Source organism: Nocardia sp. NPDC052566, from assembly GCF_044547285.1.
Classification (GTDB): Bacteria; Actinomycetota; Actinomycetes; order Mycobacteriales; family Mycobacteriaceae; genus Nocardia.
The window spans coordinates 1,245,729-1,267,540 of record NZ_JBIUAF010000003.1; the positions used below are offsets into that span (position 1 = coordinate 1,245,729).

Annotated in this window: 21 protein-coding genes and 2 tRNA genes; 8 read left to right on the top strand and 15 right to left on the bottom strand. The window is 67.8% G+C overall.

Translation table 11 applies throughout. The annotated features are described in order from the left end of the window. Positions 1-12 precede the first annotated feature (12 nt). The 5 genes from ACIG5A_RS19430 to ACIG5A_RS19450 are packed head-to-tail and all read left to right on the top strand — an operon-like array spanning position 13 to position 5,370. The gene (locus ACIG5A_RS19430; protein ID WP_397241659.1) at positions 13-1,512 is read left to right on the top strand and encodes a CoA-acylating methylmalonate-semialdehyde dehydrogenase; all 1,500 of its coding nucleotides are present in this window, start codon (positions 13-15) and stop codon (positions 1,510-1,512) included. Positions 1,513-1,515: 3 nt separating this feature from the next. Continuing rightward, entirely contained in the window at positions 1,516-2,655 is a 1,140-nt protein-coding gene (locus tag ACIG5A_RS19435) for an acyl-CoA dehydrogenase family protein (RefSeq protein WP_397241661.1), read from the top strand. After that, positions 2,652-3,710: an enoyl-CoA hydratase/isomerase family protein gene (locus ACIG5A_RS19440; RefSeq protein WP_397241663.1), complete on the top strand. Its 1,059-nt coding sequence runs from the start codon at positions 2,652-2,654 to the stop codon at positions 3,708-3,710. Before ACIG5A_RS19435 ends, ACIG5A_RS19440 begins: the two co-directional genes overlap by 4 nt. Further along, positions 3,707-4,597, top strand: coding sequence for a 3-hydroxyisobutyrate dehydrogenase (mmsB, locus tag ACIG5A_RS19445; protein ID WP_397241665.1), 891 nt, complete (start codon positions 3,707-3,709; stop codon positions 4,595-4,597). Before ACIG5A_RS19440 ends, mmsB begins: the two co-directional genes overlap by 4 nt. Then, positions 4,594-5,370 carry an enoyl-CoA hydratase gene (locus ACIG5A_RS19450; RefSeq protein ID WP_397241667.1) on the top strand — a complete coding sequence of 259 codons (777 nt, stop codon included), beginning with the start codon at positions 4,594-4,596 and terminating at the stop codon, positions 5,368-5,370. Before mmsB ends, ACIG5A_RS19450 begins: the two co-directional genes overlap by 4 nt. Here ACIG5A_RS19450 and ACIG5A_RS19455 read toward each other — a convergent pair whose 3' ends face one another. Beyond that, positions 5,371-6,429, bottom strand: coding sequence for an Hsp70 family protein (locus ACIG5A_RS19455; protein ID WP_397241669.1), 1,059 nt, complete (start codon positions 6,427-6,429; stop codon positions 5,371-5,373). A 129-nt stretch (positions 6,430-6,558) separates the two neighbouring features. Next, positions 6,559-7,107, bottom strand: coding sequence for a MarR family winged helix-turn-helix transcriptional regulator (locus ACIG5A_RS19460; protein ID WP_397241671.1), 549 nt, complete (start codon positions 7,105-7,107; stop codon positions 6,559-6,561). 85 nt (positions 7,108-7,192) lie between these two features. Here ACIG5A_RS19460 and ACIG5A_RS19465 point away from each other — a divergent pair. Then, positions 7,193-7,264: transfer RNA gene (locus ACIG5A_RS19465), tRNA-Cys, on the top strand. On the opposite strand, the gene ACIG5A_RS19470 is transcribed toward ACIG5A_RS19465, so the two are convergent. The 9 genes from ACIG5A_RS19470 to ACIG5A_RS19510 all read right to left on the bottom strand — a co-directional run bounded on the left by ACIG5A_RS19470 (position 7,236) and on the right by ACIG5A_RS19510 (position 16,541). Then, a complete protein-coding gene (locus tag ACIG5A_RS19470) occupies positions 7,236-8,321 on the bottom strand; it encodes an ABC transporter ATP-binding protein (protein WP_397241673.1) in 1,086 nt (361 codons plus the stop codon). The genes ACIG5A_RS19465 and ACIG5A_RS19470 overlap by 29 nt on opposite strands. Then, positions 8,318-9,871 (bottom strand): ABC transporter permease, encoded by a 1,554-nt coding sequence (locus ACIG5A_RS19475; protein ID WP_397241675.1) that lies wholly within the window; start codon positions 9,869-9,871, stop codon positions 8,318-8,320. Before ACIG5A_RS19475 ends, ACIG5A_RS19470 begins: the two co-directional genes overlap by 4 nt. A 2-nt stretch (positions 9,872-9,873) precedes the next feature. Next, positions 9,874-10,899, bottom strand: coding sequence for an iron ABC transporter substrate-binding protein (locus tag ACIG5A_RS19480; RefSeq protein ID WP_397241677.1), 1,026 nt, complete (start codon positions 10,897-10,899; stop codon positions 9,874-9,876). Positions 10,900-11,043: 144 nt separating this feature from the next. After that, positions 11,044-12,453, bottom strand: coding sequence for a metallophosphoesterase (locus ACIG5A_RS19485; protein ID WP_397241679.1), 1,410 nt, complete (start codon positions 12,451-12,453; stop codon positions 11,044-11,046). A 9-nt stretch (positions 12,454-12,462) separates the two neighbouring features. Then, positions 12,463-13,059: a hypothetical protein gene (locus tag ACIG5A_RS19490; RefSeq protein WP_397241681.1), complete on the bottom strand. Its 597-nt coding sequence runs from the start codon at positions 13,057-13,059 to the stop codon at positions 12,463-12,465. A gap of 68 nt (positions 13,060-13,127) precedes the next feature. Next, positions 13,128-13,523: a nuclear transport factor 2 family protein gene (locus ACIG5A_RS19495; RefSeq protein ID WP_397241683.1), complete on the bottom strand. Its 396-nt coding sequence runs from the start codon at positions 13,521-13,523 to the stop codon at positions 13,128-13,130. 74 nt (positions 13,524-13,597) lie between these two features. Next, positions 13,598-15,022 carry a metallophosphoesterase family protein gene (locus ACIG5A_RS19500; protein ID WP_397241685.1) on the bottom strand — a complete coding sequence of 475 codons (1,425 nt, stop codon included), beginning with the start codon at positions 15,020-15,022 and terminating at the stop codon, positions 13,598-13,600. A 114-nt stretch (positions 15,023-15,136) separates the two neighbouring features. Then, complete coding sequence (locus ACIG5A_RS19505; protein WP_397241687.1) at positions 15,137-15,961, bottom strand: crotonase/enoyl-CoA hydratase family protein; 825 nt, start codon at positions 15,959-15,961, stop codon at positions 15,137-15,139. A gap of 25 nt (positions 15,962-15,986) precedes the next feature. Next, entirely contained in the window at positions 15,987-16,541 is a 555-nt protein-coding gene (locus tag ACIG5A_RS19510; protein ID WP_397241689.1) for a hypothetical protein, read from the bottom strand. 159 nt (positions 16,542-16,700) lie between these two features. Here ACIG5A_RS19510 and ACIG5A_RS19515 point away from each other — a divergent pair, with 159 nt between their 5' ends. Continuing rightward, entirely contained in the window at positions 16,701-17,159 is a 459-nt protein-coding gene (locus ACIG5A_RS19515; protein ID WP_397241691.1) for a T6SS immunity protein Tdi1 domain-containing protein, read from the top strand. A 3-nt stretch (positions 17,160-17,162) separates the two neighbouring features. Here ACIG5A_RS19515 and ACIG5A_RS19520 read toward each other — a convergent pair whose 3' ends face one another. Beyond that, entirely contained in the window at positions 17,163-17,636 is a 474-nt protein-coding gene (locus ACIG5A_RS19520; RefSeq protein WP_397241693.1) for a hypothetical protein, read from the bottom strand. Between the two features lie 254 nt (positions 17,637-17,890). Here ACIG5A_RS19520 and ACIG5A_RS19525 point away from each other — a divergent pair, with 254 nt between their 5' ends. Continuing rightward, positions 17,891-19,288 (top strand): FAD-dependent oxidoreductase, encoded by a 1,398-nt coding sequence (locus ACIG5A_RS19525; RefSeq protein WP_397241695.1) that lies wholly within the window; start codon positions 17,891-17,893, stop codon positions 19,286-19,288. Between the two features lie 565 nt (positions 19,289-19,853). Here ACIG5A_RS19525 and ACIG5A_RS19530 read toward each other — a convergent pair. From ACIG5A_RS19530 to ACIG5A_RS19540, 3 genes are all read right to left on the bottom strand, one after another. Further along, a tRNA-Arg gene (locus ACIG5A_RS19530) sits at positions 19,854-19,926 on the bottom strand. A gap of 98 nt (positions 19,927-20,024) precedes the next feature. Beyond that, positions 20,025-20,732, bottom strand: a complete 708-nt coding sequence (locus ACIG5A_RS19535) for a DUF305 domain-containing protein (protein ID WP_397241697.1) — start codon at positions 20,730-20,732, stop codon at positions 20,025-20,027. 4 nt (positions 20,733-20,736) lie between these two features. Next, positions 20,737-21,711, bottom strand: a complete 975-nt coding sequence (locus ACIG5A_RS19540) for a DUF3105 domain-containing protein (protein WP_397241700.1) — start codon at positions 21,709-21,711, stop codon at positions 20,737-20,739. Positions 21,712-21,812: the final 101 nt, after the last annotated feature.

Here is a 21,812-nt window from a genome sequence, read left to right on the forward strand (position 1 = left end):
GAAAGGACTGGCATGGTTCGCGAACTCACCCACTTCATCGGTGGCAAGCATGTAGCGGGCACCTCCGGCAACTTCGGGGACGTGTTCGACCCGAACATCGGCCAGGTGCAGGCGCGGGTGCCGCTCGCCAGCAAGGCCGAGGTGGAGGCGGTTGTCGCGAATGCCGCGGAGGCGCAGCGGGTATGGGCGGCGTTCAACCCGCAGAAGCGGGCCAGGGTGCTGATGAAGTTCCTGACGCTGGTGCAGGACGAGATGGATTCCCTTGCGGCGCTGCTGTCCTCGGAGCACGGCAAGACGATCGCCGACGCCAAGGGTGATATCCAGCGTGGCCTCGAGGTGATCGAGTTCGCCGCGGGCATCCCGCATCTGCTCAAGGGTGAGTACACCGAGAGCGCGGGCACCGGTATCGACGTGTACTCGATGCGGCAGCCGCTCGGCGTCGTCGCGGGCATCACCCCGTTCAACTTCCCGGCGATGATCCCGCTGTGGAAGGCCGGTCCGGCGCTGGCATGCGGAAACGCGTTCGTGCTCAAGCCCTCCGAGCGTGACCCCTCGGTGCCGCTGCGGCTGGCCGAGCTCTTCCTCGAGGCCGGACTGCCCGCCGGCGTGTTCAACGTGGTCAACGGCGACAAAGAGGCCGTCGACGCGCTGCTGCACGATCCGCGGATCAAGGCGGTCGGCTTCGTCGGCTCCACCCCGATCGCGCAGTACATCTACGAGACGGCGACGGCGAACGGCAAGCGCGCCCAGTGTTTCGGCGGCGCCAAGAACCACGCGATCGTCATGCCCGACGCCGACCTCGACGATGTCGCCGACCAATTGATCGGCGCCGGTTACGGTTCCGCGGGTGAGCGCTGCATGGCCATCTCGGTGGCCGTGCCGGTCGGCGAGGAGACCGCCGATCGCCTGGTGGCCAAGCTGACCGAGCGGGTGCACAAGCTCAACATCGGCCGCTCCGACGATCCCGGCGCCGATTTCGGCCCGCTGGTCGGCCTGGACGGTGTCAACCGGGTGAACGACTACGTCCAGATCGGCATCGATGAGGGGGCCGAGCTGGTCGTCGACGGCCGCGGCCTGACCGTCGACGGCGCCGAGGACGGATACTTCGTCGGCGCAACGCTTTTCGACCGGGTGACCGCGGAGATGCGGATCTACAAGGAGGAGATCTTCGGCCCGGTGCTCAGCGTGCTGCGCGCCGAGGACTACGAGGAGGGCCTGCGCCTGGCCAACGAGCACGAGTACGGCAACGGCGTCGCGATCTTCACCCGCGACGGCGACACCGCCCGTGACTTCGCCGCGCGCGTGCAGGTCGGCATGGTCGGCATCAATGTGCCGATTCCGGTGCCGATCGCCTACCACACCTTCGGCGGCTGGAAGCGTTCCGGTTTCGGCGATCTGAACCAGCACGGCCCGGATTCGATCCGCTTCTACACCAAGACCAAGACGGTGACGCAGCGCTGGCCCTCCGGCCTCAAAGAGAGCAATGCCTTCGTCATCCCGACGATGGACTAGCCGATGTTCATCCTCGACGACGACGAACGTGCGATCCGCGATACCGCACGCGGTTTCGCGGACGAGTTCCTCGCCCCGAACGCCCTGGAATGGGATGAGCAGAAGCACTTTCCGATAGACGTGCTGCGCAAGGCGGGCCCGCTCGGCCTCGGCGGCATCTACATCGGCGAGGATGTCGGCGGCTCGGGCCTGCGCAGGCTCGATGCCGTGCGTATCTTCGAGCAGCTCGCCACCGGCTGCCCCGCCATCGCCGCCTACATCTCCATCCACAACATGGCGTCCTGGATGATCGACAGCTACGGCGACGCCGAACAGCGCGAGCGCTGGCTGCCCGGCCTGACGTCGATGGAACTGCTCGCCAGTTACGCGCTGACCGAGCCGGGTGTCGGCTCGGATGCGGCGGCCTTGAGCACCAAGGCCGTTCGCGACGGTGACGACTATATCTTCAACGGCGCAAAGCAATTCATCTCCGGCGCGGGCGCCACCGACGTGTACGTGGTGATGGCGCGCACCGGAGGCGCTGGGGCCAGCGGGATCTCGGCGTTCATCGTGCCCGCCGACACTCCCGGTGTCTCCTACGGCGCCAACGAGAAGAAGATGGGCTGGAACGCGCAGCCGACCCGCCAGGTGATCTTCGAAGACGCCCGCGTCCCCGCGGCCAACATGCTCGGCGCGGAGGGTGACGGATTCCGCATCGCCATGAACGGCCTGAACGGCGGGCGGTTGAACATCGCCGCCTGCTCGGTCGGCGGCGCACAGGCGGCGCTGGACAAGACGGTGCCGTATCTGGCCGAGCGTCAGGCATTCGGCGCCCCGCTGCTGAAGAACCAGGCGCTGCAGTTCCAGCTCGCCGATATGCGTACCGAATTGGAGGCGGCGCGGACCCTGCTGTGGCGGGCCGCGGCGGCGCTGGACGCCGACGCCGCCGACAAGGTCGAGCTGTGCGCCATGGCGAAGCGATTCGCCACCGACGCGGGCTTCGAGGTCGCCAACAAGGCGCTGCAATTGCACGGCGGCTACGGCTATCTGGCCGAATACGGGCTGGAGAAGATCGTCCGCGATCTGCGGGTGCACCAGATTCTGGAGGGCACCAACGAAATCATGCGGGTGGTTGTCGCCCGCTCGGTGGTAGGAGCGGCATGAGTGAGCCTGAGGTAATCATCGAGAAGCGTGACGGGCTGGGCCTGATCACGCTGAACCGGCCCAAGGCCATCAACGCGCTGAATCACCCGATGGCGCTTGCCATCACCGATGCGCTGTGGGAATGGGCCGAGGACGACGAGATCAACACTGTCGCCGTGATCGGCGCGGGTGAGCGCGGCCTGTGCGCGGGCGGCGATATCGTCGCCATCCACACCGACGCCACATCCGGTGCGGCGGGCACGGATTCGCCGAGCGGTGTGTTCTGGCGCGACGAATACATGCTCAACGCGCTGATCGGCCGCTACCGCAAGCCGTACGTCGTGGTGATGGACGGCATCGTGATGGGCGGCGGCGTCGGTCTGTCCGGGCACGGCAGCCACCGCATCGTCACCGAGCGTTCCAAGATCGGCATGCCCGAGGTCGGCATCGGCTTCATCCCTGATGTCGGTGGCACCTACCTGCTTTCACGCACGCCGGGCGAGATCGGCACGCACGTCGCGCTGACCACGGCACGGATGGACGCGGGCGACGCGATCGCCGCGGGATTCGCCGACTACTACGTGACCTCGGAGCATCTGCCCGCGCTGCTGGAGACGCTGCGCACCGAGACCGCGGATATTGCCATCGCCAAATTCGCCACGCAGGCACCGGAATCCGGTCTGCTCGCCGAGCAGGGCTGGATCGATGCCTGCTACGCCGCGGACACGGTCGAGGAGATCGTCGCGCGGCTGCACGCCGACGGTGGGCAGGAGGCCGCCAAGGCCGCCGCCGACATCCTCGCGAAATCACCTGTCGCACTGAAGGTCACGTTGCGCTCGCTGCGTTCGGCCCGTACGGCCGAAAGCCTGGAGGCGGTGTTGAACGAGGAATACCGTGTCTCCATCGCCTCGCTGTCTTCGCACGATCTGGTCGAGGGCATCCGCGCGCAGGTGATCGACAAGGACCGCAACCCGCAGTGGTCGCCCGCCACCCTGGCCGACGTCACCACCGCGCAGGTCGACGCGTACTTCGCCGAATTGGGCGACAAAGAACTGGGTTTGGAGACACAGCAGTGAAGATCGGATTCCTCGGCCTCGGCCACATGGGCGCGCCGATGGCCGCCAACCTTGTCAAGGCGGGCCATGACGTGCTTGCCTTCGACCCGGTGCCCGCGGCGCAGGAGCAGGCGGAGCGCGACGGCGCCACCGTCGTCGCGACGGCCGCCGAGGCCGCCGACGCGGACACCGTGATCACCATGCTGCCCAACGGCACACTGGTGCTCGACGTATACGCCGAGGTGCTGCCCGCCGCCAAGCCGGGCACGCTGTTCATCGACTGTTCCACCATCGACGTCGCCGACGCGAAGGCCGCGGCCGTGCTCGCCACCGACGCGGGCCACCGCGCGCTGGACGCCCCGGTCTCCGGTGGTGTCGCCGGCGCGGCCGCGGGCACGCTGACCTTCATGGTCGGCGGCGGCGACGCCGACTTCGCCGACGCGCTGCCGATACTCGAGGTGATGGGCGGCAAGGTCGTGCACTGCGGCGGCTCCGGCGTCGGCCAGGCGGCGAAGATCTGCAACAACATGCTGCTCGGCATCTCGATGATCGGCCTGTCCGAGGCGCTGGTGCTCGGTGAGAAGCTGGGCCTGAGCCATCAGTCGTTCTTCGACGTCGTCTCCACGGCCTCGGGCCAGAGCTGGGCGCTGACCAACTACGCCCCCGTCCCCGGCGTGGTACCGACCAGCCCGGCCAACAACGACTACCAGCCCGGCTTCGCCACCGCGCTGATGACCAAGGATCTCGGCCTTGCCGCGAACGCGTTGCGCGACAACGGTATCGACGGCCAGCTCGGCGCGCTCGCCGCGGCGATCTACACCCGCTTCAACCAGACGGATTCGGCGAAGGACTTCTCGGCTATCGTCACCGATATCCGTAACCGTTCCGACCACGAGGGTGCCGAGTGACTGAATTCGAGACGATTCTGCTGGAGCGCAAGGGCCGTGTCGGCTGGATCACGCTGAACCGCCCGAAGGCGCTCAACGCGCTGAACGCGCAGGTACTCGACGACGTCATTGCCGCGCTCGACGAGCTCGAGCGCGACGACGCGATCGGCGCCGTGGTGATCACCGGCTCGGAGCGCGCCTTCGCCGCGGGGGCGGACATCAAGGAGATGCAGCCGCAGTCGTACATGGACATGTTCATGAACGACTTCTTCGCCCGCTGGGACCGGCTGGCCCAGTTCCGCAAGCCGACCATCGCCGCGGTCGCGGGGTACGCGCTCGGCGGCGGCTGTGAGCTGGCAATGATCTGCGACATCCTGCTCGCCGCCGACACCGCCAAGTTCGGGCAGCCGGAGATCAAGCTCGGTGTCATCCCCGGTATCGGTGGTTCGCAGCGGCTGACCCGCGCCATCGGCAAGGCCAAGGCGATGGATCTGGTGCTCACGGGGCGCAACATGGATGCCGAAGAGGCTGAGCGGGCCGGGCTGGTTTCCCGGATCGTGCCCGCCGACCAGCTGCTCGATACCGCGCTCGAGGTGGCCGAGACCATCGCGTCGATGTCGTTGCCGGTCACCATGATTGCCAAGGAGTCGGTCAACCGCTCCTTCGAAACCACACTCGCCGAAGGACTTCGGTTCGAGCGCCGGGTGTTCCACTCGCTGTTCGCCATCGAGGACCAGAAGGAAGGCATGGCCGCCTTCGTCGAGAAGCGCCCGGCGAAGTTCACCAATCGCTGATCACGGGTTCGGCCTGGTGGGAGTGCCGACGATCTCTACCGAGGTCGTGGCATTTCCGCCGTCCGCCGGCTGTGCCGAATTGCGGTCCATGGCAAGCAATCCCGCGATGGTGGCGCCGAGCGCGACGGTGACCGCGACCGCCGCGGCGATCTTGCGGCGGTCGACGGTCGCCGGCGCGAGTTTGGCCGCCATCGCGCCCGCGCGCGCCCGCGCCATCCGCACATCACCGGCCGGGCGCTCGGCGGCGAGCAGCACGGCGCCGCGTGCCGAAACGTATTCCGGCTCCGGATCGTAGATCACCGGCAGGTCGATCAGTTCGGTGATCGACTCCCTGATGCCCGGGCTGCGCGTGCAACCGCCGAGCAGGACGAGCGCCTCGGGCTGTACCCCTGTCTCGTCGATCAGCTGCCGCACGAACGACGCGGAGTGGTGGATACCCGCCGCGCACAGTTCGGCCAGGTCGCTGCGGGTGACCACGGCGCGGCCGCCGGAGCTGGTGTCCATCGCGGTGACCACCCGCGCGCTGCTGAGCGCTTCACGATGCCTGCGGCTGGTCAGTTTGTCGGTGAGCACGCCGCCGCGGGCCAGTTGCCAGCGCAGCAGCGCGTCGTAGCCGTCGCCGCCGAGTACCGTGCTGCGCTTACTGGACAGGATGGTGTCGGTGCGGCAGTCGGCGTGGGTGACGGTGAGGCCGGAGCTGCCGAGGTCGTAGAGGATCACCGAGCCCTCGTCCGGTAATCGACCGGTGAAGCGCAGGTAGCGCAGCTGGGCCAGCGGTTCGTCGACGATGGTGAGCCTGCCGCGGCCCGCGGCGGCCCGGATCGCCTCGGCGTGCAGCGGACAGCGGCAGGTGACGGCGGTGCCGGTGATGAGCTCGTCGCGACGTTCGGCCGAACCGTTCATCTGGCGGATCGCCTCGAAGACGGCCTCCTCGACGCTGCCGCCCGCGCGGCGCGGCACCTGGCAGCGATCGATGGGCGGGAGGTGTGGCTGATCGGAATGCGTCAGCATCGCGCGTGCGCCACCAGCGCCCGCCGATACCCCCAAGACCAGCACCATGGCTTCCATCGTGAACCTTTTATTCGCCCATGCCAAGCCGACGGGGCGGGAAATTCGCTACTTGGATGCCGGACCGTTACCGGATGGTCTTTTCGGGAGCGTAGGGGACCGACCAGTACGGATGCTGGATCATTGCTCGGCGGGCTCCCAGCGGGCGGGATCATCGCCGGAATCGAAGTCGCCCGCCGCATGCCTGAACTCCGCGAGCAGTTGCAGAAGTGTGTGCAGCCGGTCCGGCGGCAGGCCGGGCAGCGCGAAGACCTTCCTGTTCAACTCGGTGGTTGCCCGGGCAACCAATTCTCTTCCCGCATCGGTGATTTCGATGAGCGTGGCCCGCCGGTCACTCGGATGCGGCACCCGTTTCACCAGCTCGGCGGCCTCCAGGCGGTCCACCGTGTTGGTGACGCTCGTCGGGTGCACCTGCAGGCGCGCGCTGGCCTTGGCCATCGGCAGTCCGCCGGTCTTGCTGAAGCTGAGCAGCATCAGCAGTTCGTAGCGGGAGAAGGTCAGACCGGTCGGTCGCAGCGCCTCGTCCACCCGGGCCATCACGATTTGCTGGGCGCGTACCAGCGAGGTCACCGCGGCCATGCCATCGGCCACGTCGCTCCAGCCGTGGCCGGTCCACTGGCGGTGGGCCTCCGCGATCGGATCGAGCGGAAGTGGGCGTGGCCGAGACATATTCCGATCATCCCATGCGACGTTTGGATCATCGTGAGTGCAACGGTGGGCGCGCCGCGCGCCGGACGGCACCATGGAATGCGAGGCGGGCGTGGCTGAGTGGTTGAGGCAACGGTCTGCAAAGCCGTTTACGCGGGTTCAATTCCCGCCGCTCGCTCTGTGTGCAGGGGCCGCTCGTACGCTACGGCGGCCCCTAGCACGTCCAGGCGCACCCGCTGCCCGCACGCGGGCGCCGCGACACTGGCCCTGCGCACCCGCACCGGCTCGGCATCGCCGTCCAGCGCGATCGTCAACATCACATCCGCGCCGCGGAATTCGACATCGCGCACCACGCCGCTGCTCGGCTCGCTGTCCGGAACCACATGGGCGACAAGCTGTTCCGGACGCAGCATCAGGGTGACCTCACCGCTCGGCGCGCCGGGCTGCACCGGCACCCTGCCCAGCGCGCACTTGGCGATGTCGGCCTCGACCACCGCGTCGAGCAGGACGCAGTCACCGAGGAAGCGTGCGGTGAACAGGTCGGCGGGGGCGGCGTAGACCCGTTCGGGCGCGCCGACCTGAGTGAATCTGCCCTCGCGCATCACCGCGACCTGCTCGGCGAAGCACAGCGCCTCCTCCTGGTCGTGGGTGACCAGGATGCTGGTCATCCCCGCGGCGCGCAGGGTTTCGGCGACGGCCTGGCGGGTGGTGGCGCGCAGCCCGGCATCCAGCGCGCTGAACGGTTCGTCGAGTAGCATCACGTCCGGTTTGCGCGCGAGTGCGCGTGCGAGTGCGACGCGCTGCTGCTGGCCGCCGGAGAGCTGGTGCGGGCGGCGATCGGCGTAAGACGGGTCGAGCGAGACCATTTCGAGCAGTTCGGCGACCCTGCCTATGCTGGCGCCGCGGCCGCGCAGGCCCTTGCGCAGGCCGTAGGCGATGTTCTGGCCGACGGTCAGATGCGGGAACAGCGCGCCGTCCTGCGCGACATAGCCGATGTTGCGTCGCTGCGGCGGCATCGAGAATTTGTCCCGCGCAACGGTTTCCGTGCCGATGGCGACCGAACCGGCGTCCGGGCACTCGAATCCGGCGATGACGCGGAGCAGGGTGGTCTTACCGCATCCGGAGGAGCCGACCACGGCGGTCGCGGTGCCGTTCGGCACGTCGAGAGAGATGCCGCCGAGCACTCGGGTCGATCCGAATTTCTTCGAAACGTCTTTGACGACAAGTCTTGTCATAGTCCGGCCGCCTTTCTGGATTGGGTGAACAGCAGATAGGTCACCGGAACCGCCGCGAGGATCATGATCAGCGCGTACGGCGCGGCGGCCGCGTAGTCCAATTCGCCGGACAGCGACCAGAACCGCATGGCCAGCGTGCGAGTTCCGCTGGGCGCCAGCAGCAGCGTCGCGGTGAGCTCGGTGGCGACGGCGACGAAGACCAGCGCGCCCGCGGCGGCCGCGGCCGGTGCGGTGAGCCGCAGCGTCACCCGGAAGAAGGTGGCGGGCCCGGACTTTCCGAGCGAGCGCGACACCTCCTCCAGCCCGATCGGCACCTGCGCCAGCCCGGCGCGCACGCTGACCAGCGCGCGCGGCAGGAACATCAGCACGTACGCGATGATCACCATGCTGATCGTCTGGTAGAGCGGCGGCGCCCAGCGGATGGTCACCGTCACCATGGCCAGCGCGATCACGATGCCGGGCAGTGCGCTGGTGATGTAGTTGGCGCCCTCGATGATTCGGGCGAACGCCGAGGTGGAGCGCACCGCGATCCAGGCGACCGGGAACGCGCACAGCGTGGTGAGCAGCGCGGCCAGCGCCGCGAGCGCGACGGTCTGCCCCAGCGACTGGCCGATCTCGGTGAAATCCCAGACCTGCGCGCCGCCGATGCGCAGCCAGCGCACGATGGTCCACAGCGGAACGCCGAGCGCGCCAGCGGTCACCGCGACCAGCACGGCGAGCACGGCAATCGTGCTGCCGCCCAAGCGGACCCGTGCCGCCGCGCGCGGCGCGCCGCTGCCGATCCGCGCGTAGCGCGCCCGACCGCGCGCGCCGGCCTCGGCCGCGAGCAGCACCAGGCAGCACAGCACGAGCACGCCGGCGAGCATGCTGCCCGCAGGCCCGGCGAAGCTGGACTGGTACTGCTCGAAGATCGCGGTGGTGAACGTGTCGAATCGGACCATCACGAACGCGCCGTATTCGGCGAGCAGATGGAGCGCGATCAGCAATCCGCCACCGAGGATCGCCAACCGTAACTGCGGCAGCACGATTCGCGCGAACACCGCCACCGGGCCCGACCCGAGCGCCCGCGCGGATTCCTCCACCGCGGGGTCGAGGCGGCGCAGGGTGGCCGCGGCGGGCAGGTAGACCAGCGGGAAGTACGACATGGTCGAGATGACCACGCCCGCCCACAGCCCGTGCATGGTCGGGAACACGCTCACCCAGCCGTAGCTGTTGACGAAGGCGGGCACCGCGAGCGGTGCCGCGAACACCGGCCCCCACCACCCGGCTCCCGGCACGTTCGTGCGTTCGACCACCCAAGCCAGGCCGACGCCGAGCACTACGCAGATCGGCACCGTGCATACCACCAGTGCCGCCGTATTGCGCAGCAGCTCACCGACTCTCGGCCGGAACACCAGTTCGGCCGCATCGTGCAGGCCGGTGGAGAACAGCGTGGACACGATGTAGCCGAGCGGCACGAAGGTCGCGGCCACAAGCAGCAGCGCGACGGTCGTGACGAGCGGCCCGGGTCGGCCGACCCGGGCGGAGGCGACAGCGGTCCGGACGGCCATGACTAGAGCAGACCCGCCTGCGTCATCAACTCGGTGACCTTCTTGGCATCGAGCTTGCTCGGGTCGACGGCGGGCGCCTGCAGGTCGGCCAGCGGCGGCAGCGCCTTGTTGGCCGCGACGTCGGCGGCGACCGGGTACTCCATCGAATCGCCGTCGCGCAGGATCTCCTGACCCTGCTTACCCGCGATGAACTTCAGGAACTTCTGCGCTGCTTCCTGCTTCTTGCTCGACTTCAGTACGCCGCCGCCGGAGACGCTGACGAACGCGCCGGGATCCTGGTTCTTGAAGTAGTGCAGCGCGGTGTTCGCGCTGCTCTCCTTGGTCTTGGCCTGGTCGCGGTACCAGTAGTAGTGGTAGATCACGCCGCCGTCGGGCTGGCCGGAGTTGACCGCCTTCATGGTGGCGACATTGTTCGGGAACGCGGTCGCGTTGTCCTTCATGCCCTTCAGCCAGGCCTTGGTGGCGTCCTCGCCCTTCAGCGCGAGCAGACCGGCCACGATGGCCTGGAAGTCGGCGCCGGATACGCCGGCGCCCCAGCGGCCCTTCCACTGCGGCTGCGCCAGATCGAGCAGCGATTTCGGCAGCTGATCGGCCGCGACCTTGTCCTTGTTGTAGACGAAAACCGTTGAGCGGGCCGCGATTCCGGTCCACTTGCCGGTGGACGGGCGGTACTGTGCCGGTACCTGGGCCAGCGTGTCCTTGTCGACATCGGCGAAGAGCCCGGCATTCTCCACCAGCGCCATGGCGGGGGAGTTCTCGGTGAGGAAGACATCGGCGGGTGAGGCGGCGCCCTCGGCGACCAGCTGATTGCCGAGCGCGGTGTCGCCGCCCTGACGCAGGGTGACCTTGATACCGGTCTCCTTGGTGAACGCCGCGACCCACTCCTTGGTCAGCGATTCGTGCTGTGCGTTGTAGACGGTGATCTCACTCGCGTCATTCGACGAGGAATTCGAGCAGGCCGTTACCCCGAGTGCCGCCACTGCTACGGCCAGCGCTCCGGAAATCGCTTTCCACCTGATCGACTTCATGCTTGTCCTTTCGACACGCCGCGGTCCCCTCGTCGCGGCGGTTGATAACCCGCCTATGATGAGGCTTACCTAAGCACCGTACCGCGTGCGACGTGCGCGGATGGTATCGGTCCGGCGGCGGAAATGGCCCGCGCGGCCGATGATTCAGGACAGTCCCGAAAAGTCCCGCAGTACAACGTGATTGCGGTCAGCGGTGGTGCCGGAGGTGTAATCGGGGACGAGCCCGAAGTATTCACCGCGGGTGATCGTGCTCCAGCGGCGGGCGGCCGCGGTGCGGGTTTTATAGAAATTGACCGTGTAGCCGCCCTCGTAGAGGCGGAGCAGGCAGTAGCCGCCGGGATACTCCTTCACCGCGGCCACCTCGAGGAATTCGACGGCGCACTGGGCGTCGGGACGGGTGCGGCGATTGCGGTGGGTATGGCCGCTGTGATGCAGGAAAACGCCGGGGGAGCGCGTGTAGAGATCCTGCAGTTCGGCGCTGTCGGCCCGATTGAGGACGAAGCCGGGCCCCGCGGGGTTGGTCAGGCCCGACTCGATGGTGATCGGGTGATGGCCGAACAGCACCGTCGGGCGATCGGGATCGGCGCGCAGCAGTTCGGTGAGGCGGTCGAACTGCGGGCGCTCGATGCTGCCGCCGGAGCCGTCGAGCTCGCTGGTGTCCAGGCCGATGATGCGCAGGCCGCCGGTCTCGTGTTCGATCAACTGCTGGCGCGGGGTGAACTGTTCGGCCCAGCAGTCCTGGTGGTCGGTGGCCGACGGCAGCGCCGGGCAGTCCCGGTACCCGACGTGTGGGCGATCGTGATTGCCCCGGGTGACGAGATAGTCGTGCCCGAACCGGCCCCACCCGTCGAGCCGGGCGCGCACCGCGCGCGCCTCGGCCGGTTTCGCCTCGCTGGTGAGATCGCCTGCCAGCAGCAGCTTTTCGGCGCCGCGCCGACGCAGGTCGTCGAGCATGGCCGCCAGCATCACCTCGGGATAGGGCGGCTCGTCCTGGCGGAAGCCGGGCGGGAAGTCGCCGACGAGCAGTCCGCTGACCTCTTCGCCGTAGTGCACGTCGTTGGCCAGCGCGACGGTGCGCAGGTGGCGGCCGGGAGGCGGCACCAGCGTGGTGAATTCGCCTGTCGCCTCGGGGGTTCCAGGGGCAAGCGTGGTCAGCGTGAGTGCCGGGGTGGCGCGCACGCCGTTCGATCTCGCCTCGAATCGGTAGGTGCGTCCCGGTTCGAGGCCGTCGAGTTCCGCGTAGTGATACGGGGTCGGCTCGGCGTCGGCGAAGGCCGTCGCCGGTGCGCGCGTCGCGTCGGCGGGGCCGAGCAGCACCTCCGTGCCGGCGTCCGTCGGCAGCAGGCCCGCCGGGCCCGGTGTCAGCGTCGTCCAGGTGAGGATCACCGAGCTCTCGGTGATCGTCACCACCTCCAGATCGGTGGCGATGAGCGGATTCGGTTGCGCGCCTGCCGAACCCGCGCGCACCACGGGGAGCAGGGCGGCCGCGCTCGCGGCACGCAGCAGGCTACGGCGCGACAGTCCGCAACAGGTGGCTCGCTGGTCCCGACTCATCCGCGCCGGTCAGTTCTTGCCGGATTGCAAGGAGCAGACCCGCCACTTGCCGTCTTCCTTTTTGACGTGCTCGTCGGTGGAGGTGTCGGAGTCGGGTTCCTCGCCGGGAAACGTCATCGTCAGCTTGCCGGTGATGTGGGCGGTGGCCTGATCGCCGGAGACGACGATCTTGTCGATCTTGTCGATGGTGATCGCGAACTTGGCCGTCTCCAGCTGTGCCCGCTGCTCGTTGGTCATCCCGTCGAGCTCCGCGCGGTCGGCGGCGCACATCTTGCCGACCGCCGCGACGAAGCCGTCGGCGTCGAGGGTCCGGTAGTAGTCGCGAATCGCGGCCTCGACGCGCTTCTCGTCGGAGGCGAAGGGGCCCTTGCCCTGCGAAGTGAGCACCAGACCGCCGGCAAGCACGCCGACGACCGCGATGGCGAACACCGCGACGAGCGCCAGGATCAGCCCGAGCTTGCTTTTGCGCCGCGGCGGTGGAGGCGGTGCCATCGGCGGCTGCCGCGGGTAGTCGGGCGGCGGCGGATAGGACGTCGGCCCGTCGAACGGCTGCCCCGGGTACTGCGGTTCTTCGTACGGCTGTTGTCCGCCCGGCGGATATGTCATCGTCCCGTCCTCCGTCGCACCCTCGTGCCACGAAGATTACGGCACCTCGCGCGGTGAGCGCGGTGCGTTCACTCGAGCGCGGCCCGCCACGCCGCGGTGTCGGTGTACTGGTGTAGCCAGGAGATACGGCCGTCGGTGACCCGCCAGAAGTGCGCGAATTCGGCCTCGTAGGCGCGGCCGGTGGCACGGGCGGCGCCGCGGTAGTGCCCGGTCACCACGACGGTACCGTCGGTGGTTTCCTGCCAGGTCTCGGCGTAGGCCGCGGTGTCGAAATCGCGGAAGACCGCGCCCCAGATGCGCATCATCGCATCGCGGGTGCCGTGGAAGGAGCCGCCCGCCCCGCACGGCATGCCGGGAGCGGTCCGCGCCTGGAAATCCGGATGCAGCATGGCCACGATGGCCTCGTCGTCGTGGGTCTGGGTGGCCGCGTAGAAGCCCTTGACGACATCGAGTGTGGTTGACATCGGCACTCCTTGTAGTGTGATCGTTCTAGAACAATCACACTAGATGATCGATTCGCACCACGCCATGGCCTCGGTCACGCCGGGCGAAGACCGGAAAAATCCCGGTGCACAACGTGATTGCGATCGGCGGTGCTGCCGAGTGCGTAGGTGGGCTGTAAGCCGAAGTACTGCTTGCGGGTTCGCGTGCTCCAGCGTCGGGCGGCTTCGCCGCGGGTCTTGTGGAAGCTGACCATGTAGCCGCCCTCGTACAGGCGCAGCATGCTGTAGCCGCCCGGATACTCCTTCAGCGCCGCGACCTCGAGGAATTCCACATCGATCGGGATATCCGGTGTGCTGCGGCGGTTTCGATGCGTGTGGCCGCTGTGCTGCAGGAAAACGCCCGGCGCCGTTCGATACAGCTCGTGCAGTTCGGCGGCGCCGCGCCGGTCGAGGATGAATCCGGGACCGCCGAAATTGGTGTAGGCGGAATCCCTGGTCACCGGGTGATGGCCGAATATCAGTGTTGGGCAGTCCCTGTCGCTGCGCAGCAGTTGTCGCAGGTTATCGAACTGCGCGGGCTCGATCCGGCCGCGTGCCGCGTCGAGTTCGGTGGTGTCCAGGCCGATCACGCGGAGTCCGCCGATATCGTGCGAGCGCAATTCCTGGCGCGGATGGAATTCCGCGCCCCAGCAATCGTGGTGGGGCAGCCCGGGTAGTTGGGGGCCGCTCGCGTACTCGGCGCCGATATGCGGGCGATCGTGATTGCCACGGCAGACGAAGTAGTCCCGGCCGAGGGTGCCCCACGCGTCCAGATGTGCCCGCACGCCACGGCAATCGGCGGGCGCCGCCTCATGGGTGAGGTCGCCTGCCAGTATCAGGTGGTCGACGGCGCGGTCGGGGGTACGCAGGTCGTCCAGCAGTGCGGTAAGCATCAATTCCGAGTACGGCGGGTGGCCGGGATCCTGCCGGATCGCGCGGGGGAGGTCGCGGATCACCAGGCCGCTCACCGGTTCGCCGAAGTGGATATCGTTGGCCAGCGCGAAGGTGCGCAGCGGACGCCCCGGTGGCGGTACCAAAGTGGTGAATACGCCGCGTGATTCGGGTGTTCCGGCACGCTGGGTGGTCACGTTCCATGCCGGCGTCGCGCGCGTTCCGGCCGACCACGCCTCGAATCGGTAGCCGCGCCCCGGTTCCAGGCCGTGGATTTCGGCGTAGTGGAACGGTGTGGGATCGGCCTGTGAGTAGACCGCGACGGGTGCGCGCACGGAATCGGCCGGGGCGAGGCGCAATTCGGTATCGGTGGGGATGGGCAGCGGCCGCCCGTGCTCGCCGCGTGTGGTCGTCGTCCAGGTGACCACCACCGAGCTGTCGGTGATCGTGACCACCTCCAGATCATTGGCGATGATCGTATTCGATTGTGCCCGTGTGTAACTCGGCCGTGCCGCGATCAGGGCGGGTAGCGCGGCCGCCAGTGCGACGGTGCCGAATACCGTCCGGCGGGACGGTCCGTAGCGGCTCATCTCGGCTGTTCGCGATGCATGGCTCGTCCTCCGATTCCACGGATGAGCCGATGCTATCGACGGCGCTCAGCGCGGTCGTGAACGCGACCGATAGCTTTCGCGAATGCTCGGTGATCAGTTGCCTCGGAAGTCGGCTTGTTCGCGGTTGCGGAAGGCCTGGAAGCCGCGACGTACATCCTTGCTCAACAGGATTCGCGCGAATTCCAGGCGCACCTTGCTCAATGCCTTCGCCGCGCCCTTGTCCTGTGCGAGCCGCCCGTTGCGCAAGACCGCCGCCACGCCGAGTGGTGCTTGCCTGGCAATGGTTTCCGCGATCTCGTGCGCCTTGGCCGCGGCCTCGCCCGGCGCGGTCAACTCCTGGACCAGCCCGATGCGGTGCGCTTCGGCGGCATCGAAATCCTCGCCGGTCAGGGTCCACCGGTTCGCGTTGTGAGTGCCGACCGCGAGCGGCCAGCGCACGGTGCCGCCGCCGAACGGCAGCAGCCCGCGGCTCACTTCGTACTGGCTGAACGACGCCGTGGTGCTCGCGACGTTGATCGACGCGCTCAGCAGCAGTTCGATGCCGAGGGTGAAGCAGCGTCCCTCCACCGCCGTGACGATCGGCTTGGGGCACGGTGCGGTGGTGATGCCCCACGGATCGACGCCACCCTTGGGGACGAACCCCTTGACCAGCTCGAACGGCAGCGGCTTGAGCGCGGTCGCGACCACCTCGTTGACCAGCTTCGGCGCCAGCTCCTGCAGGTCGAGGCCGCTGGTGAAGTAGCGCCCGTTCGCCGTGAGCACCCCGGCGCGCAGCGCCTTGTTCCGCGTCAGCTCGGTGTATGCCTCGGCCAACTCCCTGAGCATCACCGAGTTGAACGCGTTCAGCTTGTCCGGTCGGTTGAGCGTGATGGTCATGACCGATCCGCTCACCTCGGTTGCGATTATGGTGTCTGCCATAATTCACCCTAGCAGTGGGCCTCGATCAGCTCGCGGGGGCGAGCATCTCCGCTTCGTCGATGAACCCGCTGATCCGGCCGCCCTCGACGATGTAGACGCCGGGGGTGATCGGGGCGTTGCCGTAGGAGTCGTCGTTGTACGTCGTGCGGACGACGTGCGAAAAGACCAGTGCCTGAGCGGGATCCAGGTGGTACGGCACTACGTAGATGCAGGTGCGCCGTGGTACCGAGACCAGCAGCCGATCGCTGGCCAGATGTTCGTGCGCCAGCCGCATGGACGCGATATCCAGCACCATCTCGGCGGCGAAATCGTTTCCGGAGCAGGTCATCAATCGGATCGTGGCGAGTTCGCTCACCGACCACTCGTATCGGAGCCCGTCCAGATTGGCCGCCATCGCGGCCCACAATTGTTCGGTATCGTCCTTTTCCGGATCGAAACCGGTAATGGCGTAGCCGTCGCCTATATCCTCGGCCATCGCCACAATCGGGGCCTTCGACCCCGCCGGGCCGGTTCGCCAATGCGGCACCAGCTCGCGATGCTCCCAATCGGCGGGCTTCAACAACGGAAAATACGCGGTCATCGGACCTCCCCCTCGGTATCAATGGTGTTGCGGCGCCACGATATCCGATCGCACCGACAGCCGATCCCGGGTGAATCACCCGGGTGGGGCGAACAATTCCGTTCGGGGTGTCGTTCGATGTGCGCCGCCATGGCGGCTCCGCGGGGGTAGGTTCGCGGAGTGGAACTGATCAGGGATTTCACCGGAGAGCAGTACGAGGGCGCGCTGTCGTCCTGGATGTGGATCGGGCTGGCGGGGAAGACACCGCTGTGCACCTCGCCGTTCGGCGATGTCTTCCTCCAGGCCGAGGACGGACTGTGGTGGCTCGACACCATCGGCGGCGAGCTGACCAGGGTCTGGGACTCCGTCGAGGAGTTGGAGGCGGTGCTGAACACCGACGACGGCATGCAGAAGTACCTGCTCGCCGGGCTCGCGCTCGCGGTCTCGGAGCAGGGGCTCGAGCCGAGCGCCGACCAGGTCTACGACTTCGTGCATCCGCCGGTCCTCGGTGGCGCGCTCGCGGTCGGCAATGTCCAGGTGGTGGACTTCGTCACCGCGCTCGGCATCCTCGGTCAGCTGCACCAGCAGGTCCGCGACATTCCCGCGGGCACCCGCATCAAGGTCGTCGGCCAGGGCTGACGATCACTGGCGCGCCATGGCGCGCAGTGCGATGAGCGGAGTCAGGATGATGCTGAGGGCCGCGGCGAATATCGCCGAGTAGAGCACGAAGTGCAGCGGCGCCAGCCCGCCGGACGCTATTGCGGCACAGGCGAATACGGCTAAACCGAGCGCGGCGACCGAAGTCGCCCGATGCGGCCGGACCGCGAATCCCGCCAGCGGCGCGAGCCGCCCCGCCCGAATATCGCGGCGCACATGCGCCGCACTGAGCACCGTGGTGACGGTTGGCAGCATGACCAGCGTCCCGAGCGTCTGCGTGATGATGCTCGGCCCCCCGATCAACGGCGTAGCCCACAACGGCACCACCGCGTAGTCGAGCGTGACGATCGCGGCGGGGATCCCGGCCACGGCGAGATTCACCACCGCCGCGCCGACAATGGCATTGCGGAGCAGCCAGCGCCGATGCGCCACGGGAACAATCGCGGAAGTTTGATACATCGGGGCCAAGTCTGCGGCATAACCCGCTACCCCGTACAGATTTCCCCGGCCCCCAATTCCTGGGCATTCGCGCGATCGAACTCGCGGTGTATATCCGCGTTGATCTGCTCCGACACGGCGACGATGGCGGTCGGCGAGAAAATGAGCTGACACATCGGACCGGTTTGCGTACTGTTCGCTGTCGCTCGATGCGCACTGCCGAGCCAGACGCGCTGGGCGAATCCGCGAAACCTCCACGAGGAAGTGAGTATGCGATGAACCACGCCGATTGGTCGGCGCTGCGGCGATCCATTGCCGGGACCGTCGTGCTGCCGGAGGACGCCGGTTACGACGAGGCGCGGGCGCTGCAGATCGTCGCGTACGACACCATCCGCCCCCGCGCTGTGGTGCGCTGCGCCAGCGCCGACGACGTCCGCGAATCCGTATTGTTCGCCCGTGCCGCGGCACTGCCGGTCGCCGTGCGCGGCGGTGGGCACAGCCTGGCGGGCTACTCCACGGGCCCGGGGCTGGTCATCGACGTACGCGGACTCGCCGAGATCGAATTCACCGACGGGCTGGTCGAAGTCGGTAGTGGCGTGGACAACTTCGGCCTGCACAGCGCGCTCCGCGATCGTGGCATCACGATTCCCACCGGTCTGTGCCCTTCGGTCGGCATCGCGGGCCTGACAATGGGTGGCGGCGTTGGGCTGTGGACTCGCAAATACGGCCTCACCTGTGACCGGCTTCGCGCGGCGAGCCTGGTGCTTGCCGACGGGACCGTCGTCGACTGCGACGGCGATCGCCACCCGGACCTGTTCTGGGCCTTGCGCGGTGGCGGTGGCGGCAATTTCGGCGTCGTCACCGCGCTGACCTTCGAGCCGGTGCCGAGCAGCGAGATCACCAGCTACCTGCTGACTTGGCCGTGGGCGTCGGCGGCGCGCGTGCTCGACGCCTGGCAGAGACTGCTGGCCGAGGCACCGGATGAGCTCACCTCCACACTGCGCGTCGCGCGGGAGGACGCCGACGAAGGCGGCGCCGTCCAGGTCGGCGGTGGCTGGCTCGGCGCGGATACCGACCTGCTGCCGTGGCTACGTCAGCTGACCGCGCTTGCCGGCACGGAACCCGCGAGCAGCATGATCCAGACCAACTCGCATTGGCACACCGTTGCCGCGATGTTCGGCGTCGCCGAGGCCGACGCACCGGACCCGACGTCCCCGATCTGGCCGCGCGACGGATATGTCCTGACCCAAGGCCATTTCGTCGAACGCCCACTGCCGGCCGACGAAATCACCAGGCTGCTAGCCCATTTCGACGACCACCGCCCGCCCGGTCAGATCCGAGCACTCGAACTCGGCGCCATGGGCGGCGCATGCAACCGAATTGACCACGCCGCCACCGCATTTCCCCACCGCAACACCCTCTTCTTCGGCGGTTTCACCGCCGAAGGCGCCACCGCCGCAACGGCGGAAGTGCGTACCGCCGCGCAACACTGGACCGAAACCGGCCGCACCATCCTCCGGCAAAGCTCCTCGGGCGGCTCCTACATCAACTCACCCGACCCCACCCTCCCGAACTGGCGCCAGGCCTACTACGGCGACAACTACGAACGCCTGGCCGAGATCCGCCGAACCTACGACCCGACCTACTTCTTCACCTTCCCCCAAGGCATCTGAGCCAAGCAGCGCTCCGCCTCGCGATTCCTCCTGGTAGATATCCGAACCGCCCGGTCGCCTTTCGAGCATCGGCGTCATGGAAGCCGTTGATTTCCAACGATTCCTGTCGCGCCGGTGCCACAGGGTGAGCACACCTCCTGGCGAGGGGCGATGGACATGGTCCAGACATCGCGCCCAGTGAGGAGGTGGTGGGGAATGGCGAAACATCGCCGGAAAAAAAGCAAGAGGCTCCGGTCGACTACAGCATCGTCTTGACAGCCGCTGCTGTGGTCGCCGGAGCGCTCGTGCTGGTCCGCTGGATGCGGGCTGGGTAAAACCCACCAGGTGGGGCGTCGTTCCCGCGGCGTCCCACCGTCCAGCATCACTTGCGTGACAAGGTCGAGTGTAGGTGGTTGGCATACCGTATGCGAGCCCGATCCGTTGGACGGGAAGGTGTCGTGCGGCTCGGCCATGTGGGCGCCTGTGTCCCCGGCGAAGACTTTGGGCCACGTTGTGACAACTCGTGACATCGAGGTGAGCTGAGAATGAGAAGGGCCCCGACCGTGAATGGTCGGGGCCTTCGTTGTGCCCTCGGCAGGATTCGAACCTGCGGCCTTCTGCTCCGGAGGCAGACGCTCTATCCCCTGAGCTACGAGGGCGGGGATAAGTCGATCGGTGGCTTTGGGCTGCCGATCGGGCGGGGCCAAGCGTATCGCATCGGGAGCCGTGCGCCAAAAAGCGGGGCGGCTGGGGGGATTCAGGTTGGGGGGAGGGGGGTGGCGTTGCGGGTGGTGAGCATGGTGGTGATCAGCTTGGCTTCGCTGGTCTGGGTTTTTTCCATGGTGTCGGCCAGGGCGCGGACGGCGGTGGTGTCGGCGTACTCGGCGGCGTACTGGATCATCGTCAGGCCGCCTTGGTGGTGGCGCAGCATCAGTTGCAGGAACATGGTGTCGAACTGCGGGCCGGTGGTCTGGCGCAGTGCGGTGAGCTCCGCCGGGGTCGCCATGCCCGGCATCGTCGAGACCGGGCCGGACATGGCGTGGCCGGACGGTGCGGCGCCGGAGTGGTGGCCACCGGTGGATTTATCGACCATCCAGCCCATGAAGCCGTCGACGCTCTGCTCCGGCTGACCCCACATCTCCAGCCAGCCGTGCATCCGGCCGATCTGGCCCTGCTGAGTGGTGAGGATGTCGTAGGCCAGCCTGCGCACGTCGTTGTCGGTGGAGCCGATGAGCGCGATGCCCGCCATCTCGACGGCCTGGGCGTGGTGGGTCGACATGTCCTGGGTGAATCCGATGTCGACCGCGCCGGGCTTCGGTTCGGCGGACTGTTCGAGCGGCAGCCGGATCAGCGTGCCGATCGCGACGCCGACCAGGATGGCGCAGATCACGCCGAGTACGAGCAGGGCGGTGCGCTGATTGCGTCGCTGCGCACCGACCTCGGAGACCGCGTGATCGTCCGCCATCCGACTACCCGGCCGCCGGCGGCACCGGCGCGGGTGCACCGGGCTGAGTCGGCGCACCAGGCACACCGGGCGCGCCAGGCGCGGGCTGAACAGGCGGCACTACCGGCGCGCCCGGCAGTCCGGGGAGACCGGGCACGCCGGGAACCCCTGGCACACCGGGGATTCCGGGGATGCCGCCGGGCATCGGCGCCTCGTCGACCGCCTTGGTCGCGCCCTTGCCGTCCATCGGCACCGCGTCGGGTCCGGGCGCGGTGGCGTCGAACGGCGGCGGGTTGTTGGTGTCGAACGCGGGCGTCGAGCAGGTCGCGTCGCGCTCGGGGTAGGCATAGGGATTGCGCCGCAGCGCGGTGAGGAACTGGCCGATGCGCTTGTCGGTCGCGCTGTCGAGCTTCAGCTGGTGCCCCCACGACTGCAGCGAGACCGCCGTGTCCAGGCCGGGGTAGGGCGACATCATCGTGTACTGCTTGCCCTGCACCTTCGACTTCAGCGCATCGACGCCCGCGGCATCGACCTTGTCGGGGTTGTAGGCGATCCACACCGCGCCGTGTTCGAGCGAATGCACCGCGTTCTCGGTGCGGATCGGCTTCGGGTAGACGATGCCGGTGCAGGTGGCCCACGCGCTGTCGTGCGGTCCGCCGTAGGGCGGCTGATGGTCGTAGGCGACCCGCTGGGTCGCGGCGACGTGCAGGCCCTGCTCGTACTTCGTCTTGGTGACGCCGCCGATGCTGTCGGACGGATCCTGCTTTTCCGCGCTCGGCGTGAACTTCTCCAGCTCGGCCTTATCGAGATACTTCGGCACGATGCTGTAGGCGAGCCCGCCGATCAACGCGATGATGACGACCGCGGCACCGAGGACGGCCCAGGGAATGTTGCGCTGCTTGCCGAGTTTGCCGCTGCCTTTACTCCCTTTTCGGGAAGCGGATAGCTTTCCCGTGGCCTTGACGGCCTTGGCCGACTTGGCGCTGGTCCTGTTCGGCATCGCTTGTTCTGCTCTTTTCACGTGATGGAACGCTGTGGTGCGAGGTTGCCCCCATGGTGCCCGCTCGAGGCGCACACCTGCCCAGACCATAGGATAGAGAC